Raw genomic sequence first — 18,749 nt, forward strand, 5'->3', positions numbered from 1 at the left:
TCAGCGCCCGATCAGCTCGCCGGCCATCTCGTTCGTCGTCGTCTCCAGCCCGGACAGGTCCCGCACGACCCGGACCCGGTCGCAGTACTCGGCGTAGGCCGGCAGGTCGCAGCGGCCCAGCCCCCAGGAGTAGCGGGGCTCGGGCGTCAGCCAGATCGTCTCCCTGGCCCGGCGGGTGATCTCGGTGAACGCCTCGATGTTCGGGTCGTTGCCGTTGCCCCGGCCGTCGCCGAGCACCAGCACCGTGGTCCGCCGGGTGACCGCCGAGCCGTGCTCGTCCAGGAACTGCCCGAACGCCAGCCCGTAGTGCGAGTTCGCGTCGACGTCGAGCTGGTCGCCGCCGAAGATCAGGCCGAGCGCGTGCTCCACGGGATGGTCGGCGAACAGGTCGGTCACCTCGACCAGATCGGCCACGAACGCGAACGAGCGGACCTGCCCGAACAGGTCCTGCAGGCCGTGCACCAGGTGCAGGGTGAACCGGGCGGTGGCCCGCACCGACAGCGACACGTCGGCGAGCACCACCAGGCGCGGCTTGTCCTCCTGGCGCGCCACGGTCACCGGGGTGAACGGGACGCCGTCGTAGCGCATGTTCTTCCGCATCGTGCGGCCCGAGTCGATCCGCCCGCGCGGGGACACCCGGCGCCGGTGGGTCAGCGCACCGTGCAGCGACTTCGCCAGCCGGCGCAGCGAGTCCTCCAGCTGCATCCGCTCGGTCTCCGAGGCCCGGTCGACCTCGGCGACGCGCTCGGCGTCGTCGTGGCCCTCGACGATCCGGTTCTCGATCGCGAGCAGCTTCTCCAGGTGCGCCTTGAGCAGCTCGGGGAGGTTGTCGAGCACGCCGGTGAGCCGCCGGCGCAGGGCGGCCGCGTCGTCCTCGGTACCGGCCGCCTCCAGGGCGTCCTCCTCGGAGTTCAGCCAGCCCAGCAACGCGTCCTGCTGGGCCACCGACAGGTCCGCGTCGACCCGGGTGTCCTGCTGCTGGGAGATGTCGCCCGGCACGCCGCCGCCGTGGAAGCGATCGGTCTCGATCTGGACCCGCTGCCCCTCGGTGACGTCGCCCGCCTGCTCCTTCGAGAGCACGATCTCGTCCGTCATCGACGCCATGTCGATCTTGTTGGCCTCCTGGTGCAGGTTGTACTGCTCGGCCAGGTCCTCGGGGTCGAAGAAGTCGCGGATGTCGGCCGGGGTGCCGTGGTCGTGCCCCTCCTGCGGGGTCTCCGACGGCTCGGCGGACAGCGTGAACTCCTCCAGCGGGGTGTCGTCGGTCATGTCCCCGTGGCCGTGCCCGTGGCCGTGACCGGTCTCCGCCTCCCCGACCCGGACCAGGGAGAAGAACAGGTCGAAGACCTCGTCGAAGGTGGCCTCGTCCCGCCGGTCCTTGACCAGCGCGACGCGCAGCGCCTCCTTGAGCACGGACCGGTCGGCGAGCACGCCCGGCTGCGCGGCGCAGGCCATCGCGTCCAGCGCCTCGGACACCGAGATGCGTACCGCCCGGATCCGCAGCAGCCGTACGAAGCGGTGGATGCTGGCTTCCACGTCGGCGCCGCTCAGACCGGACGCCGGCGGGAGCCGCCGAACGAGCGGCTGCCCTGGCCGGGACTCACGTTCCGGGGCCGGGTGCTGCTGCCGGCGGTGACGCCGCCGTAGATCGGGTGCCGGCCCGGTTCGTCCTTGGCGGCCCGCTTGGCCCGGCCGTCGACGTCCCCGTCGTCGACCCCGTCCCCGGAGCCGGCCGCGGCCGGCCGGGCGGGTGCCGGGGCGGGCTCGTCGTGCTCGTGGTCCTCGTCGTGGCCGTGCCCGTGCCCGTGCCCATGTCCGTGCCCGTGGCCGTGCTCCTCGACCACCGCGTTCGGATCGACGAGCGACCCGATGGCGTCCAGCGCCTTGCGGACGTCCTTGTCGTACTTGACGACGACCGAGACGGTGTCGGAGAGCACCTGGGCGTTCAGCTCGTCCACGCCGAGCACGGCCAGCGTGCGGGCCCAGTCGATCGTCTCCGAGATCGAGGGGGCCTTGCGCAGCTCCAGCTCGCGCAGCCCGCGCACGACGCCGACCAGCTCCTCGGCGAGCTGGTCGGACAATCCGGTCTTCTTCGAGCGCACGATCTCCAGCTCGCGCCGGGCCGAGGGGTAGTCGAGGAACAGGTGCAGGCAGCGGCGCTTCAGCGCCGCGGCGAGGTCACGGGTGTTGTTCGAGGTCAGCAGCACGTACGGGCGGTGCCTGGCGGTGAACGTGCCGACCTCGGGGACCGAGATCTGGTACTCGCCCAGCGTCTCCAGCAGCACCGCCTCCAGCGCCTCGTCGGCCCGGTCGACCTCGTCGATCAGCAGCACGCACGGCTGCTCGGAGCGGATCGCCTCCAGCAGCGGGCGTGGGGCGAGGAAGCGCTCGGAGAAGAACACGCTCTCCTGCGACCCGACGCGGTCGACCGCGGACGCGAGGTCCGGTGCGTCCGCGACGACCTGCCCGATCTTCTCGCGCAGGATCTGGGTGTACATGAGCTGCTTGCCGTAGTCCCACTCGTAGAGGGCCTTGGTCTCGTCCTGGCCCTCGTAGCACTGCAGCCGCAGCAGCCGGCGTCCGGTGGCGAGCGCGAGCATCTTGGCCAGCTCGGTCTTGCCGACGCCCGCCGGTCCCTCCAGCAGCAGCGGCTTGTCGAGGCGGGTCAGCAGGAAGACGGTGGTCGCCAGCCGGGTGTCGGCGATGTAGCCCTGCTCGCGCAGCGTCTCGACGACCTGGTCGACGGACTCGAACGGTGCCGTGTTCTCGGCGGTCTCGGACACGCGGACTCTCCTTCGCTGGCCGCACCGGCCGACGGTGCAGCGGGCCACGCACCCGGCGGGCCCACCCGCTGGTGAGTATCACCTTCGACGGATGGGCCCGCTGGTGCGAGATTCGACGGACTGGCCGGACGGTCAGGTGAGCAGGTCGTCCAGGTCACCGTTGATGGAGTGCTCGACGACCGGGCGGACCGTCTCGAAGGTGCACTCCTTGGGGTTGCCCGGGGTGCAGGCGTCACCCAGCACGTGATGGGTGATCCGGTCGACGTCGGCCGCGTCCCCGACGATCGTCGCGTTGTCCTCGTAGAACTTCGTCGGGCCCTGGCCGAGCCGGTTCTTCGAGTAGGTGTCCTGCTTGACGTCGGCGAACCGCTCCGGGATGCCCACGTCGCGCAGCAGCCGGATGGACGCGGCCAGCGCGGCGTCGGCGGCGGCCGGCTTGGTCATGCCGCGGGTGTCGATGCCCATCGCCTCGGCGATGTCGGCGAACCGCTCGTAGACGACCGGCATGTTGAACGCCCACACCCGCGGCAGCGCGATCGCGTTGTTCAGGCCGTGGTGGGTGTCGTAGAACGCCGACACCGCGTGGCTGATCGAGTGGATGATCCCGAGGCCGCCGGAGTTGAACGCCTGGGCCGCGATGTACTGCGCGTACATCATGCCCTCGCGGCCGGAGAGCTCCTGGCCGTTCCAGACCGCCTTGCGCAGGTTCTGCGAGGTCAGCTTGATCGCGTGCAGCGCATTGCCCAGCGACGGCTGGAAGTCCAGCCGCGAGACGTAGGGCTCGGAGGCGTGCGCGAGCACGTCGAACCCGCACTGCGCGGTGTAGTCGATCGGGCAGTCGTAGTAGAGGACCGGGTCGTCGATCGCGAGGGTGGTGACCGACGCGTCGTCGAACGCGACGTACTTGTGCGGGTTGTCCGGGTCGGTCGTGGTGTCGGTGATGACGTAGGCCCACGAGGTCTCCGAGCCGGTGCCCGCCGTGGTGGAGACCGCGATGTGCGGCGGGTTGGCCGGGTTCTCGGACTTGTTGAAGCCCTCGAACTCGTTGACGTTGCGGCCGTCGTGCGCGACCGAGACGCGGGCGCCCTTGCAGGCGTCGTGCGAGGAGCCGCCGCCGATGGAGACGAACGAGTCGCACTTGTTCTGCTGGTACAACGCGACGGCGTCCATCGAGTTGTAGTCCTTGGGGTTGGACTCGACCTTGTCGTAGAGCACGACCTCGAGCCCGTGGTACTTCATCGACTCGACGATCTTGTGCACGATGTCCGTGCCGCGCAGACCCGAGGTCATGACCAGCGTCTTCTTGAAGCCCAGCTTCAGCGCTTCCGGCCCGATCATCTCGTGCGAGCCGGGCCCCATGAGAGCCCGCGGGAACGGGTGGAACTCCTTGATCGGGAACGGCTTGAGCAGTTCGTCTACCTGCATGTCGGCCCTTTCGCCAGGCGGTCGGATCGATTGCCTGCGAACGCTAGGACGCCTGTGGCGCCGGGCACAGAGGTGACCGCTGTTACCCCTCGGGAGGCGGGGCAGGACCCCCCTCCGATCGGAGGGGGAAGGGTCAGGTCGGACGACGACTGCTGCCAATCTATGGCAACACTCGTCCGGCGGCAACAGTGCGCGCCCTGGCCGGTGCCCCGGCGCTGAACTAGGGTCGGTGCCGCCGACGGTTCGTGGCGGCCTCCCCCGGGAGGCCGGCACGAGGCAAGAGGGAACCCGGTGGGAATCCGGGACTGCCCCGCAGCGGTGAGTGGGAACGACCGCCGTCATGAGCACTGGGAGCGATCCCGGGAAGCGACGGCCAGTAGGTGGGCACGCGAGTGTCCGGGCCCGCGAGTCCGAAGACCTGCCGCCGGTGCGTGCGCCGACCGGCGCACGCGGATCCGTGGTCCCGAGGGAGGACCGAGCGGACGACCGGGTTCTCCCGTGCCCGCCGGTGCGACGCCGCACCCGGTGGCGCAGGTGTGCCCGGCGCGTGCCGTCGCCCTCCCCGGTGCCCGTGGGTCCGCCCCCACTGCGCTCGCGAGGAGAGAGGGCCGTGCCGAACACGTCCGAATCGGGCACTGCAAGCACCGTTCTGGGATACCCCCGGATCGGACCGGACCGGGAGCTCAAGCGGGCGACCGAGTCCTTCTGGGCCGGGCGCGGTGACGCGTCCGCACTGCACGAGGTCGCCGCGGGTCTGCGCCGCGACACCTGGACCGGCCTGCGTGACGCCGGCCTCGGCCAGGTCCCGGGGAACACGTTCTCGTTCTACGACCAGGTGCTCGACACCGCGCTCGCGGTGAACGCGGTCCCGGAGCGCTTCGCCGGCGTCACCGACCCGCTGGAGCGCCTGTTCGCGATGGCCAGGGGCCGCGCCGGCGCCCCGGCCTGCGAGATGACCAAGTGGTTCGACACCAACTACCACTACCTGGTGCCGGAGGTCGGGCCGGGGACCAGGCTCGCCCCGGGCAGCCGCAAGGCGCTGGAGGAGTTCCGGGAGGCGCTGCGCTACGACGTCCTGACCCGGCCGGTGCTCGTCGGGCCGGTGACCTTCCTGCTGCTCGCGAAGCCGGCCGAGGGCGCTCCGGCGGACTTCCGGCCGCTGGACCTGCTCGGGCCGCTGGTCGAGGTCTACCGGGACCTGCTCGCCGAGCTGGCCGAGGCCGGCGCGGAGTGGGTGCAGCTCGACGAGCCGGCCTTCGCCGCCGATCGCAGCAGCGACGAGATCGCGGCGCTGCGCAAGGCCTACGACCGGCTCGCGTCGGCGCCGCGGCGGCCGAAGCTGCTGGTCGCGTCCTACTTCGGCGAGCTGGGGGCGGCGCTGCCGGCGCTGGCGTCGACCGCCGTCGAGGGACTGGCGCTGGACCTCGTCGCGGGTGCCGCGGACCTCGACGGCATCGACTCGGTCGAGGGGCTGGGCCGCAAGCGGGTGCTGGCGGGCGTGGTCGACGGGCGCAACGTCTGGCGGACCGATCTCGACGCCGCGCTGGCGAAGGCGACCCGGCTGAGCGGGGTCGCGGGCCGGGTCGAGATCTCGACGTCGTGTTCGCTGCTGCACGTGCCCTACGACCTGGCGGCGGAGACCTCGCTGCCCGCCGACGTCGTCGACATGCTGGCGTTCGCCGAGCAGAAGGTCGCCGAGGTCGTGCTGCTCGGCCGGGCCCTGCACGAGGGGCGCACGGCCGTCGCCACCGCGTTCGACGCGGCGGCGGCGACCAGGGAACGGGTCGCGCTGGCGTCGCGGCGCGACGAGCAGGTCCGCGAGCGGCTCGCCGCCCTGGGTGCCGACCACTACCGGCGTGCCGCGGGCGACGTCCGGGCCACGATCCAGCGCGAGGCGCTCGACCTGCCCGAGGTCCCGACGACGACGATCGGCTCCTTCCCGCAGACCGGCCAGATCCGCCGGGACCGGGCCGCCCACCGGTCCGGCGGCATCACCGACGACGAGTACGCCGCCCGGATGCGCGCGGAGATCGAGCGCGTGGTCCGGCTGCAGGAACGGATCGGCCTCGACGTGCTGGTGCACGGCGAGCCGGAGCGCAACGACATGGTCCAGTACTTCGCCGAGAACCTGGACGGCTTCGCGACCACCGAGCTCGGCTGGGTGCAGTCCTACGGTTCACGCTGCGTGCGGCCGCCGATCCTGCACTCCGACGTGTCCCGGCCCCGGCCGATCACGCTGGGCTGGGCGACGTACGCGCAGTCGCTGTCGGACCGGTACGTCAAGGGCATGCTGACCGGGCCGGTCACCATCCTGGCCTGGTCGTTCGTCCGCGACGACCAGCCGCTGGGCGACACCGCGCGGCAGGTCGGCCTGGCCCTGCGCGACGAGGTCGGCGACCTCGAGGCCGCCGGGATCCGGATCATCCAGGTGGACGAGCCGGCGCTGCGCGAGTTGCTGCCGCTGCACGAGCGGGACCGGCCGGCGTACCTGGACTGGGCGGTGGACTCGTTCCGGACCGCCGTCGGCGGGGTGGCCGACGCCACCCAGATCCACACCCACCTCTGCTACTCCGAGTTCGGTGAGGTCGTGGGCGCGATCGACGGGCTGGACGCCGACGTCACCACGGTCGAGGCGGCCCGTTCCCGGATGGAGGTGCTCGGCGACCTCGGCCCGGGCGTCCCGCGCGGGCTGGGTCCGGGCGTCTACGACGTCCACTCGCCGGAGGTCCCGGACGCCGACGAGCTGACCGACCAGCTCACCGCGGCGCTGCGGCACATCGGCTCCGAGCGGCTGTGGGCGAACCCGGACTGCGGGCTGAAGACCCGCGGGGAGCCGGAGACCGTCGCCGCGCTGACGAACCTCGTCGAGGCGGCCCGCCGGGTCCGCTCCGGCGAGGCACGAACCACCGGCTGAGGCCGGTGCGCTCCCGCGACGCCGGGTCCTTCCGGCCGTCGGGTCCGGCGTCGTGGGGGTATGCCGAGGTCGGACGGGTGCGCCGCCCGCCCGCGACGTTCCGCGGAACGCGGTTCAGCCCGAACCGTACGTTCGGCGGAACGCGGTACAGCTCGGGTCGGCGCGTTCCGCGGAACGCCGCGCGGTCCGGATCGGCGCGTTCCGCGGAACGTGGTGCAGGCTGAACCGGGGTCCGCGGAACGTGCTGCGGGCGCCGTGGCGCGTTCCGCGGAACGCAGTACGGCCGCGTCGGTGCGTTCCGCGGAACGCGGTGGGCGGCGGCCGTGCGGGTGCTGCGGACCGGCGCCCGTCGGTGGGGCGGCGCCGCCCGGTGTCCGCCGGAGCCCGTGCCTGCACGGTCCGCGGTGTGTGCCGGAGGCCCTGTCCGTGCGTTCCGCGGAACGCGGACCTGCCGGCGCGGGGTGTGCCCGGCGCCGGTCGGCAGCGGTTCCGTGGCAGGGGTGCGGCCGCCGCGGGTGCCCGCATCGTCCTCGCCGGGATCTGTGCCTGTGGGGCTCGCGGGGGGCTGCCGCTCGCCGACGTGCATCTCGGCGCCTGCCCCCGGGTCACGGAGCGGCGTCGTTGCTCACCTCGGGTTGTCTGAAGAGACGTTCAGATGTACCAGTTTGTCGTGATCGTTCGACGACGTGGCCGGCTCACGCTCGCCGCACTGACGACCGCGGTGCTGCTCCTCGCCGGGTGCGGCGGTGCTGCGCCCGCACCGGGCGGCGAGCTGACGGTGGCCCTGCAGTTCCCGCCCCGCGCCGACTACGCCTTCGACGCCGACGACGGGGCCCGGCTGCAGTCGCTCGGCGTCGCCGAGACCCTGACCACGGTGGACGACGGGGCGCGGCCGGCCCCGCTGCTCGCGACGTCCTGGGAGCAGCAGGGCGACGCGTGGCGGTTCACGCTCCGGCAGGGTGTCGTGTTCCACGACGGGACGCCGCTGACCCCGGAGGCCGTCGTCACCGCGCTGCGCTACGTCGCGGGGGTCGAGGCCCCGCCGCGGGCGGTCCGGGGCACCGGCTTCGCGATCGCCGTCGACGGGCCGGACGCCGTCCGCATCACCACCGCCGAGCCCGATCCGGTGCTGCCGCTGCGGATGTCCAGCGGCAACCTCGGCATCCTCGCGCCGGCCGCCTACGCCGGTGGCGGGGCACCCGGGTACCTGCGCAGCGGGACCGGGCCGTTCGTGCTGACCGAGGTCGACGGCGCCGAGTCGGCGCAGCTCGTCCGCAACGACGCCTACTGGGGCGACCGGGCGGGCGCGGCCCGGATCACCGTCCGGTACGTGGAGGACCCGCAGGCCAGGGCGCTCGCCGTGCAGGCCGGTGACGTCCAGTTCGCCGAGGGGATCCCGCAGGCCCAGCTGGACCAGGTCCGGTCGGCGGGCGCCGAGGTCGTCGAGTACCCGAACGCCCGCACGGTGCCGTTGCAGCTCAACCAGTCCCGCCCGCCGTTCGACGACGTCCGGGTGCGGCGCGCGGTGACCGCCGCGATCGACCGGCCGGTGCTGGCCGGGCAGGTGCTGGGCGGCGGCGCCGCGCCCGCGGCCGACCTGTTCGGCGCCGCGGTCCCGTGGGGCGCGACGGCCCCGCCACCGGCGGCCGACGTCACGACGGCACGGCGGCTGCTCGCCGAGGCCAGCCACGGACCGGACGACCCGCTGACCGTGCGACTGTGGACCTTCCCGAACCGCCCCGAGCTGCCCACGCTCGCGACCGCCGTGCAGGCGATGCTGGCCGAGGCCGGGATCCGGGCCGAGATCACCGTCGGCAACTACGAGGCGCAGGAACCACAGGTGCTGGCCGGGGACTACGACATGTTCCTCAACTCCCGCAGCTACCTCTCCGACTTCCCGGACGCCGCGAGCACCCTGACCTCGGACTACACCTGCGACGGCAGCTACGCGATCGACCGCTACTGCGACCCCGCCTACGACGCGCTCGTCGACCGGCTGAACGGCACGGCCGACCCGGTGCAGCGCCAGGAGCTGTTCCGGCAGGCGGCCGGGATGCTGACCGCGGACGCCGTCGGCGTGATGCTGGTGCACCCGGTGAACACCGCGGTGCTGCGCGGGGCGACCGGGTTCGTCCCGGACCCGCTGCAGGTGCGGCCGGTGCTGCCGCAGCTCACGCCGACGGGATGACCGGGCTGCTGCTCCGCCGGCTGCTCGTCGTCCCGCCGGTCCTGCTCGCGGCGTCGGTGCTGGTGTTCGCGCTGCCCCGGCTCGCGGGGGTCGACCCGGCGCGGGCGGTGCTGCGGGCGCGCAGTGCGGACGCGGTCCCGGACCCGGCCGTCGAGGAGCGGATCCGGGCGTCGTTCGGGCTGGACGCCTCGCCGGTCGAGCAGTACCTGCGCTGGCTCGCCGCCGTGCTGCGGGGCGACCTGGGCAACGGCTACGTCTCCGGGGTCCCGGTGCTGGCCCAGGTGGGGACCGCGGCGACGGTGTCCGGGCTGCTCACGGTGCTCGCGCTGGTCGTCGCCGCCGCGGTCGGGGTGCCCGCCGGGGCGTACGCGGCCCGGCGCCCGGGCGGCCCGCTGGACCGGGTGCTCGGGGCCGGGACGGTCGCCGGGGTGGCGGTGCCGGAGTTCGTCCTCGCGCCGTGGCTGGTGCTGCTGTTCGCGGTCGGCCTCGGCGCCCTGCCGGCGCTGGGCTGGGGCGGGCCGGAGCACCTGGTGCTGCCGGTGCTGACCCTGGCCGCCTACCCGGGGGCGCTCGTCGCGCAGCTCGTACGGGCGGAGACGGTCACGGTGCTGGCCCGCCCGCACGTGCGGGCCGCCCGGGCGAAGGGGCTGGGCGAGCACGCCGTGCTGTGGCGGCACGGGGTCCGCCTGGCGACGACGTCGGTGACGGCGCTGGCCGGGCTGCTCGTCGCCGGGCTGCTCGGCGGATCGGTGGTGGTGGAGGTGGTGTTCGCCGTCCCGGGGCTCGGCCGGTTGCTGCAACAGGCCGTCCCGGCACAGGACCTGCCGGTGATCCAGGCCGGGACGCTGCTGGTGGTCACGGTGGCGGTGCTGGCCGGTGTGCTGGTCGAGATCGTGGCGACGGCGCTGGACCCGGTGCAGCGGTCGGCCCGGGGCGCGCGGTGAGCCGCCCGGGTCCGCCGTGCGGCCCGGTCGACGGGCGTCGCGGCCGGACCGGTGGCGCGCCCGGCCGGTGGGGCCGGTCGCGCGGGACCGGGGCGGTGCTCGTGGTGGTGGTGGTCGTGGTGGCCGTCGTCGTCGCCGGGCCGTGGCTGCTCCCGGACCCGGACCGGGCGGACTTCGCGGCCCTGCTCGCGGGCCCGTCACCGGCGCACCCGCTAGGGACCGACCAGCTCGGCCGGGACCTGCTGGCGCGCACCCTGCACGGCGGGCGAGTGACGGTCGGGCTGAGCCTGCTCGCCGTCGCGCTCACCGCGGCGGCCGGGATCGCGGTGGGCGCGCTCGCTGCGGCCACCGGCGCGTTCGGACGGGTGCTGATGCGGGTCGTCGACGTGCTCGCGGCGATCCCGGTCGTCCTGTTCGGGCTCGTCGCGGCCGTGACGCTGGGCCCGGGCGGGGCGTCGCTGCTGGTGGCGGTCACCGCGATCGCCTGGACGCCGTTCGCCCGGCAGACCCACCTGCTCGCGCTCGCCGAGCGGGAGCGGGACTACGTGACGGCCGCGGTCGCACTCGGTGCGGGACCGGTCCGGGTGCTGCTGCGCCACGTCGGCCCGAACCTGGCGCCCCCGTTGCTCGCGCACGCCTGCGTGCGGTTCGCGGGCACGCTGCTCACGATCTCCGGGCTGTCGTTCCTCGGGCTGGGGATCCAGCCGCCGACGGCCGAGTGGGGCGCGATGGTGGCCGAGGGGCGGCAGTACCTGTTCAGCGCGCCCCAGGTGGTGCTCGTTCCTTCGGCCGCCGTGGTGCTGACCGCCGCGACGGCCCTGGTGTGGGGACGGCGCCGGGAACGGGGCGCAGCGCCCGGGGAGTCGACGCGCGCGGTCCGGCCGGGCACGGTGCAGACATGAGCGGTGCAGGGAAGACCGGTGTGCCGGAGTTGCTGGCCGAGCATCTCGCCGATCCCGGGTCCGGCTGGAGCATGGGCGTGCCCGGCGCGATCGCGGAGTTCGTCCGGACCCCGGACGAGCCGGTCGCGACCGGGCCCGGGACGGTGGGCACCGGCCGGGGCGGGATCCGGGTCGGGGCCGGACCGGACGTCCGCGCGGTCGCCCACCGCACCCCGGTGGGCCCGGACGGGCACTGGAACCACGCCGTCGTGCTGTGCCTGCCCGCGGCCGGGGCCCGCCGTGCCGGGCGGAGCACCGTCACCGTGCTCGGGCCGGACCGGGACGCGCTGGCGCCGGCGGACCGGACGGGCGTCCTCGTCGATCTCGGTCTCGGCATCCCCACGGTGGACGCCTGCGTGCGCACCGCCGACCCGGAGCTGCTCGGCGTGCTGCGGGCGGCGCACGGGCGCCGGATGGACGGCGGGCTCGTCGCGACGCTGGTGGCGGCCGGCCCGCACCGGGTGTTCACGACGGCCCTCGGGCGGGTCGAGGTCCGCGCGGCGATCCCGCCACCGGACGGCCGGTCCCCGGACGGCCCGCACACCCACCTGCTGCCGCACGTGCTGCGCGCGGACCGGACGCACGCCGCGACCGTCCCGGTCCCGGCCGGGTACCTGCCCTGCGGCTACCTCTACCCGCCGCACCCGCTGACCGACCTCACCGGGCGGCCGCTCCCGTTCGACGCCGGCCGGCTCGCCGCCTTCGACCGGCTGCTGGAGCGTTTCGGCGATCCGGGGCAGCGTGCGGTCACCGACGGGGTGGTCCGAGCCGTCACCGCGGGCGAGCCACCCCGGCCGCGGCCTGCCGACCCACCGGGACGGGCGGCGTACGCCGTCGCGTTGCGGGTGCTGGCCCGGACCGGCGCGGATCCGGCGGTGCTCGCCGCCTGGCGCGGCCGGTCGGAGGAACCGGAGCTGCTCGACCCGGACGGTGACCGCAACGCGGGCTGATCCCCGGCCGGGCGGTGACAGGCGGATGCAGCGACCCGGATGGAGTGATCCGGTTGCGGCGAGTAACCGGATCTGGTGAGATCCGTCATCAAGTTAGATGACGCGAACACTTGTTAAGGTCAGGCTAACTTCATAGATTCATGACGTCGGTCATGGACGTGAAGGGAGCCCGCGGATGCCGGGTCGATGGACCTCTCGCGCGCTGATCGCGACGGCGGTCGCGGTGGCGCTGGGACTGGTGGCGGGGTGCGGCGGCGCCGGGGGTGAGACGGCCGAGGCATCGGGGACACGCACCGTGACCACCGACCGCGGGCCGCTCGAGGTGCCGGCCGCGCCGAAGCGCATCGTCAACCTCAACGGCGGGCTCGCGAGCTACCTGTACGCGCTCGGGACGCCCCCGGTCGCGACGGACACCCGGGTGCTCGGCGTGACGAACTTCGACGGCGGGTTCCCGCCGGCCTGGGCGGACCGGGCCCGCGCCGCGAACACCGAGCAGCTGCCCGCCGGTGACTCGCTCAGCCTGGAGGCGGTCGCCGCCGCCCAGCCGGACCTCATCATCGGCGGCGGCCAGGGCATCACCGCGGTCCAGGCCGTGCAGGCCTACGACCAGCTCGCCGCGATCGCGCCGACGGTCATCGTGCCGCGCACGCTCACCAGCTGGGAGGACCAGCTGAACGCGGTCGCGGACGCGGTGAACCGGACCGACGCGGTGCCCGGCCTGATGCAGCAGTACCGGGACGAGCTGGACCGGGTGAAGGCGGCGGTCACGCCGCCGCAGGGCGAGGTCGTTACATCGCCTCGTTCGCCTCGGACAAGCTCTACCTGATCCCGGCGGACGCCGCGCTGCCGACGCTCGGCCGGGAGCTGGGCCTGCAGCCGGTCGACGTCGTCGCCAGGGCCCCCGGGGCCCGGCTCGCCAGTACCGGGGACTCGATGGAGGTCAGCCGGGAGCTGCTGGGCGAGATCGCCGACGCGCCGAACGCCATCGTCGCGAACGCCGGTGGACGCTCGGTCGAGGAGATGAAGAGCGACCCGCTGTTCGCGAACCTGCCGTCCTTCCGGTCCGGCAACGTCTGGGAGGTCCCGGCGTCGAGCTACCGGCCGGACTTCGACGGCGTGCTCTCCACCCTCGACCTGTTCGGCCGGACGTTCCCGCGCCAGGGCGGCTGAGCGTGTCCCCCGCAGCAGCGCTCGTCACCGGCGGGGCGCAGGGCATCGGCGCCGCGGTCGGGGCCGCGCTGGCGGCCGCCGGGCACCCGGTCGTCCTGCTCGACCGTGATCCGGCGGTCCGGGAGACCGGGCACGGGCTGGTCGCCGACGTCACCGACGCCGACGCCGTGGAGCGGGCCGTCGCCGAGGCCGAGCGGACCGTCGGCCCGCTCGGTGTCCTGGTGAACGCGGCCGGGGTGCTGCGGACCGGGACGGTGCTCGACGCCGGCCACGGTGATCTCGCCGACTGCCTGGCGGTGCACGCCGGCGGCGTCTGGAACACCGGGCGGGCGGCCGGTCGCCGGATGGCCGGCCGGGGCTCCGGGGCGATCGTCACGGTCGCCTCGGACGCGGCCCGCACGCCCCGGGCCGCGATGGGCGCCTACGCCGCGTCGAAGGCGGCGTCGGTGTCGCTGACCCGCACCCTCGGCCTGGAGCTGGCGCCGCACGTGCGCTGCAACGTCGTGTGCCCCGGCGCGACCGACACCGCGATGCAGCGGGGGCTCTGGGCGGACCCGTCCGACCCGGACGGGGCCGGCCCGGTCGTGGCGGGCGCGCCGGAGCGGTTCCGGCTCGGCATCCCGCTGGGCCGGATCGCCGAGCCCGCGGACGTCGCGGCGGCGGTCGCCTTCCTCGCGAGCGACGCGGCCCGGCACATCACCATGCAGTCGCTGACCGTCGACGGCGGCGCGAGCCTCGGGCTGTAACCCCCACGACCACGCGTGCCCGCCGCACGCCGACCGGAGAGGAACCCCCTTGTCCAGCCCAGCCACCGCGCGTCCCCGCCCGGAGCACGACCCGGGTGACCTGCTCGCGGCGTACCTGCCCGGGTCGTTCTTCCACCGGTCGCCCCGCGGGACCCTGCTCGCCGACGGGGTGCACACCGTGGTCGCCGAAGCGCCGGTGCCCCCGGCCGACGCCGCGGCCGACGCGCTGCGGACCGCGCTCGCGGCCGGGCACCCGGACCCGGTCGTCGTCGGTGCGATCGGGTTCGCGCCGGACGCACCGCGCAGCCTGCACGTCCCGGCCGTGGTCCGGCGGGCCGCCCCGGCGGCGGCGCCGGGCGGGCCGGTCCGGGTGCCGGAGGCCCCGGGCGGCGGCTGGTCGGTGCGCCACGTCCCGGCCCCGGAGACCTACGCCGACGGGGTGCGGCGGGCCCTGGAGCTGCTGGGCACCGGAGCGCTGGAGAAGGTCGTGCTGGCCCGCTCGCTGGAGCTGACCTCGCAGCACCCGGTCTCGGTCCGGGACCTGCTCGCCCGCCTGGCGCTGGCCGATCCCACGGCGTTCGCGTTCGCCGCGGACGTCACCGCCGCCGGGGACCCCGCCCCGCGCACCCTGCTGGGGGCCAGCCCGGAGCTGCTGGTGTCCCGGGAGGGGGACACCGTGGTTGCGAACCCGCTCGCCGGGTCGACGCCCCGCTCCGAGGACCCGGCCGAGAACGAGGCGCGGATCGCCGCGCTGCGGGCCTCGGCGAAGGACCTGGCCGAGCACGCGCTGGTCGCCGACCGGGTGGCCGCGGTGCTGCGCGGGTTCTGCGCCGAGGTCGACGCGCCGGCCGAGCCCGACGTGATCGGCACCGCGACCATGTGGCACCTGTCCAGCCGGATCACCGGCCGGTCGGCGGACCTGTCGGTGTCGGCGTTGCACCTGGCGCACGCGCTGCACCCGACGCCGGCCGTCTGCGGGACCCCGGTGGCCGCGGCGCGGGCGGCGATCGGCGAGATCGAGCCGGCCGACCGCGGCTACTACAGCGGGATGACCGGCTGGGTGGACGCGAGCGGCGACGGCGAGTGGGTGCTCGCCATCCGCAGCGCCGAGGTCTGCGACCGCACGGTGCGGCTGTTCGCCGGGGCGGGCATCGTGACCGGGTCCGACCCGGACTCCGAGGTCGCCGAGACCCGGGCGAAGTTCCGCACGATGCTGCGGGCCATCGGGGTGGAGGCGGTGGCGTGAGCGCCCCGGCACCCGGCGGCCCCGAGCACGTCGCCTGGCCGCCCGAGGTCGCCGCCCGCTACCGCGCGGCGGGGTACTGGCACGGCCGGTCGTTCGGCGCCTGGCTGTCGCTGCTGGCGGCGGCGTACCCGGAGCGCACCGCGGTCGTCGGGCGGACCGGGGAGACCGGGCACCGCTGGAGCTTCGCCGAGCTGGACCGGCGCGCGCACCGGCTCGCCGCCGGGCTGCACGGGCTGGGGATCCGGCCCGGCGACAACGTCGTGCTGCAGCTGCCGAACGTGCCGGAGTTCCTGCCGGTGGTGTTCGCGCTGTTCCGGGCCGGGGCCCGCCCGGTGTTCGCGCTGCCGGCGCACCGCGGGACCGAGCTGCGCCACGTCGCCGGCTGGTCGGAGGCGACGGCGGTCCTGACCGTCGACGCGCACGCCCGCTTCGACCACGGGGCGCTCGCTCGCGCGACCGCGGACGACGTCGCGTCCGTGCGCGAGGTGATCGTGCTCGACACCGGTGCGGGCGGCACCACCGCCGGCGCGGTGCCGCTGTCCGAGCTGGACGCCGAGCCGGTCGGGCTGCCCGACCCCGACCCGGAGGGCGTGGCGTTCCTGCAGCTCTCCGGCGGGTCGACCGGGTTGCCGAAGCTGATCCCGCGCACCCACGACGACTACCTCTACAGCGTCCGGGAGAGCGCCCGGATCTGCGGGCTGCGCCCGGACAGCGTGTACCTCGCGGCGCTGCCCGCCGCGCACAACTTCCCGCTCAGCTCGCCGGGGGTGCTGGGCGCGCTGCACGCCGGCGCCGCCTCGGTGTTCGCCCCGGCGCCGGACCCGTCGACGGCGTTCGAGCTGGTGGAGCGGGAACGGGTGACGATCACCGGGCTGGTCCCGCCGCTGGCCGCGGCCTGGGCCGACGCGGCCGCCCGCACCGCGCACGACCTGTCCAGCCTGGAGGTCGTGCTGGTCGGCGGCGCGAAGTGCGGGCCGGAGCTGGCCGGGCGGATCGGCCCGGCACTGGGCTGCCGGCTGCAGCAGGTCTTCGGGATGGCCGAGGGCCTGGTCAACTACACCCGCCTCGACGACCCGGACGAGCTCGTCCGGACCACCCAGGGCCGGCCGATCTCGGCCGACGACGAGATCCGCGTCGTCGACCCGGACGATCCGGCCGCCCCATCGACGGCGGAGGTGCAGCCGGGCCGGGCGGGTGCGCTGCTCACCCGCGGGCCGTACACGATCCGCGGCTACTTCCGCGCCGCCGGGCACGACACGACCGCGTTCACCCCGGACGGCTTCTACCGCACCGGTGACCTGGTCCGGCGGATCCCGAGCGGGCACCTGGAGGTCGTCGGGCGGGTGAAGGAGCAGGTCAACCGGGGTGGGGAGAAGGTGGCGCCGACCGAGGTGGAGGACCACCTCATGGCGCACCCGGACGTGCTGGACGCCGCCGTGATCGGCGTCGAGGACGACTACCTCGGCGAGCGGACCTGCGCCTACGTGGTGCCCCGCCCCGGGGCGCAGGCACCGGCCGGGTCGGTGCTGCGCCGGTTCGTGCGCGAGCGCGGGGTGGCCGCGTTCAAGGTCCCGGACCTGATCGAGATCGTTCCCGACTTCCCGGTCACCGGGGTCGGCAAGACCAGCAAACGCGAGCTGCGCGAGGCGCTGCGCGCACGCGCCGCAGAACAGAGGTGAGTGACATGTCCCTGCCCAGGATCGAGCCGTACCCGCTGCCGGGTCCGGCGGACCTCCCGGCCGGCCGGGTGTCCTGGCGGCCCGACCCGTCCCGGTCCGCGCTGCTCGTGCACGACATGCAGCGCTACTTCCTGGCGCCCTACGCCGGTGCCCCGGTGCCGGAGGTCGTGGCGAACATCGCCGCGCTGCTGGCCGCCTGCCGCGAGCGCGGGGTGCCGGTCTTCTACACCGCCCAGCCCGGCCGGCAGGACCCCGCCGACCGCGGCCTGCTCACCGAGTTCTGGGGCGACGGCATCGGCGCGGTCATCGACGACGACCCGACCGCCGCCGACGTGGTCGACGAGCTCGCACCCGGTCCGGGCGACGAGGTCCTCACCAAGTGGCGCTACAGCGCGTTCCAGCGCAGCACGTTCGCCGAGCGGCTCGCCGCGGCCGGCCGGGACCAGCTGCTCGTCACCGGCATCTACGCGCACATCGGCTGCCAGGCCACCGCGGTCGAGGCGTTCATGCGTGACGTCGCCCCGTTCCTGGTGGCCGACGCCGTCGCCGACTTCTCCCGCCGCCACCACGACGCGGCCTGCGAGTACGTGGCCCAGCGCTGCGGTGTCGTGACCGGCACCGCCGGCGTCCTCGACGCGTTCGCCGCCGCCCCGGCGGGGGTGGCCGGATGAGCGCGCCGACCGCCGAGCGGATCCGTTCCGACGTCGCCGAGCTGCTGGGCTGTGCCCCGGACGGCATCGACCCCGAGGAGGACCTGCTCGACCGCGGGCTCGACTCGATGCGGATCATGACGCTGGTCGAGCGCTGGCGCTCCGCCGGGGCACCCGGGCTGGAGTTCCCGGACCTCGCCGAGGAGCCGGTGCTGAGGCGGTGGGTCGAGATCGTGCGGGGGGCCGGGTGAGCCGGCCGGACCGTTCCGACCGCGGCGATGTCGCCGGGAACCTCGCCGTCGCCCGCGCCCGCCGGACCGGCGCGACGAAGGTGCCGTACCCGATCCGGCTGCGCGAGCTGGAGGTGCTGCGGACCCGGCGGATCGGGCCGTCGCTGCAGCGGGTCACGCTCGGCGGGCCCGGCCTGGCCGGGTTCCACAGCCACTGCGACGAGGAGCACGTCCGGCTGGTGTTCCCCGACGGCGACGGCGTGCTCCGGCTGCCCGAGCCGGACGGCGACATGCTGCACTGGCCGCGCCCGCGTCCGGTGTCGCGCGAGTACACCGTGCGCCGGCACGACGCCGCGGCGGGCGAGCTGGACATCGACCTGGTGCTGCACGACGGCGGGCTCGCCGCGGACTGGGCGCGCACGGTGTCACCGGGGGCGCGGATCCCGGTCGCCGGGCCGCCCGGTGGCCTCGCCATCCCGCGCGGCTACGACCACTACCTGCTGGCCGGGGACCTGAGCGCGCTGCCGGCGATCGCCCGGATCCTGGAGCGGCTCCCGGCCGACGCCGCCGGCCGGGCGTTCGTCGAGGTCGCCGACGCCGGTGAGGAGCTGCCGCTGACCGCGCCGGCGGGGGTGCAGGTGCGCTGGGTGCACCGCGACGGCGTCCCGGCCGGGGTGTCGGACGCGCTGGCCCGGGCCGTGGTCGCGGACCGTCCACCGGCCGGGGCGCGGGTCTTCGCCTGGGTGGCCGGCGAGACGACGGCGATCAAGCCGGTGCGCCGGTTCCTGCGCGACGAGCTGGGCCTCGACCCGGCGGACCGCGACGTCACCGGCTACTGGAAGCGCGGCGTCGCGGACTTCGACGATCCCGAGCACTGAGCACG

16 protein-coding genes and 1 riboswitch are annotated in these 18,749 nt (G+C 74.9%); of the genes, 13 read left to right on the top strand and 3 right to left on the bottom strand.

The features are described 5' to 3' along the window. The 3 genes from AFB00_RS13690 to mdo form a co-directional block, all read right to left on the bottom strand. Complete coding sequence (locus tag AFB00_RS13690; protein WP_068797548.1) at positions 1-1,536, bottom strand: VWA domain-containing protein; 1,536 nt, start codon at positions 1,534-1,536, stop codon at positions 1-3. An 11-nt stretch (positions 1,537-1,547) separates the two neighbouring features. Beyond that, positions 1,548-2,783 carry an AAA family ATPase gene (locus AFB00_RS13695; protein WP_068797549.1) on the bottom strand — a complete coding sequence of 412 codons (1,236 nt, stop codon included), beginning with the start codon at positions 2,781-2,783 and terminating at the stop codon, positions 1,548-1,550. Positions 2,784-2,915: 132 nt separating this feature from the next. Next, positions 2,916-4,208: an NDMA-dependent methanol dehydrogenase gene (gene mdo / locus AFB00_RS13700; RefSeq protein ID WP_068797550.1), complete on the bottom strand. Its 1,293-nt coding sequence runs from the start codon at positions 4,206-4,208 to the stop codon at positions 2,916-2,918. Between the two features lie 281 nt (positions 4,209-4,489). After that, a riboswitch (cobalamin riboswitch) is annotated at positions 4,490-4,628 on the top strand. A gap of 190 nt (positions 4,629-4,818) precedes the next feature. Between mdo and metE the strand changes: the two genes are divergently transcribed. From metE to AFB00_RS13760, 13 genes are all read left to right on the top strand, one after another. Further along, positions 4,819-7,122 (top strand): 5-methyltetrahydropteroyltriglutamate--homocysteine S-methyltransferase, encoded by a 2,304-nt coding sequence (gene metE, locus AFB00_RS13705; RefSeq protein ID WP_068797551.1) that lies wholly within the window; start codon positions 4,819-4,821, stop codon positions 7,120-7,122. A gap of 670 nt (positions 7,123-7,792) precedes the next feature. Further along, complete coding sequence (locus AFB00_RS13710) at positions 7,793-9,310, top strand: ABC transporter substrate-binding protein (RefSeq protein ID WP_068797552.1); 1,518 nt, start codon at positions 7,793-7,795, stop codon at positions 9,308-9,310. Next, a complete protein-coding gene (locus AFB00_RS13715; protein ID WP_068797553.1) occupies positions 9,307-10,254 on the top strand; it encodes an ABC transporter permease in 948 nt (315 codons plus the stop codon). The genes AFB00_RS13710 and AFB00_RS13715 overlap by 4 nt, the downstream gene beginning before the upstream one ends. Beyond that, on the top strand, positions 10,251-11,156 hold the full coding sequence (locus AFB00_RS13720; RefSeq protein ID WP_083275510.1) for an ABC transporter permease: 906 nt from the start codon (positions 10,251-10,253) through the stop codon (positions 11,154-11,156). Before AFB00_RS13715 ends, AFB00_RS13720 begins: the two co-directional genes overlap by 4 nt. After that, positions 11,153-12,145, top strand: coding sequence for a DUF6925 family protein (locus AFB00_RS13725; protein WP_156819526.1), 993 nt, complete (start codon positions 11,153-11,155; stop codon positions 12,143-12,145). The genes AFB00_RS13720 and AFB00_RS13725 overlap by 4 nt, the downstream gene beginning before the upstream one ends. A gap of 295 nt (positions 12,146-12,440) precedes the next feature. After that, entirely contained in the window at positions 12,441-12,971 is a 531-nt protein-coding gene (locus AFB00_RS13730; RefSeq protein ID WP_231974370.1) for an ABC transporter substrate-binding protein, read from the top strand. 107 nt (positions 12,972-13,078) lie between these two features. Continuing rightward, positions 13,079-13,315 carry a hypothetical protein gene (locus AFB00_RS34010; protein ID WP_197519847.1) on the top strand — a complete coding sequence of 79 codons (237 nt, stop codon included), beginning with the start codon at positions 13,079-13,081 and terminating at the stop codon, positions 13,313-13,315. Positions 13,316-13,317: 2 nt separating this feature from the next. Then, positions 13,318-14,061: an SDR family oxidoreductase gene (locus tag AFB00_RS13735; RefSeq protein WP_231974371.1), complete on the top strand. Its 744-nt coding sequence runs from the start codon at positions 13,318-13,320 to the stop codon at positions 14,059-14,061. A gap of 49 nt (positions 14,062-14,110) precedes the next feature. Further along, positions 14,111-15,307 carry an isochorismate synthase gene (locus AFB00_RS13740; RefSeq protein ID WP_068797556.1) on the top strand — a complete coding sequence of 399 codons (1,197 nt, stop codon included), beginning with the start codon at positions 14,111-14,113 and terminating at the stop codon, positions 15,305-15,307. Then, entirely contained in the window at positions 15,304-16,986 is a 1,683-nt protein-coding gene (locus tag AFB00_RS13745; protein WP_068797557.1) for a (2,3-dihydroxybenzoyl)adenylate synthase, read from the top strand. Before AFB00_RS13740 ends, AFB00_RS13745 begins: the two co-directional genes overlap by 4 nt. A 5-nt stretch (positions 16,987-16,991) precedes the next feature. Beyond that, positions 16,992-17,657, top strand: coding sequence for an isochorismatase family protein (locus tag AFB00_RS13750; protein ID WP_068797558.1), 666 nt, complete (start codon positions 16,992-16,994; stop codon positions 17,655-17,657). Beyond that, positions 17,654-17,887, top strand: a complete 234-nt coding sequence (locus AFB00_RS13755) for a phosphopantetheine-binding protein (protein WP_068797559.1) — start codon at positions 17,654-17,656, stop codon at positions 17,885-17,887. The genes AFB00_RS13750 and AFB00_RS13755 overlap by 4 nt, the downstream gene beginning before the upstream one ends. After that, positions 17,884-18,744 (top strand): siderophore-interacting protein, encoded by an 861-nt coding sequence (locus AFB00_RS13760; protein WP_068797560.1) that lies wholly within the window; start codon positions 17,884-17,886, stop codon positions 18,742-18,744. The genes AFB00_RS13755 and AFB00_RS13760 overlap by 4 nt, the downstream gene beginning before the upstream one ends. The last annotated feature ends 5 nt before the right edge of the window (positions 18,745-18,749 follow it).

Source organism: Pseudonocardia sp. HH130630-07 (genome assembly GCF_001698125.1).
Classification (GTDB): Bacteria; Actinomycetota; Actinomycetes; order Mycobacteriales; family Pseudonocardiaceae; genus Pseudonocardia.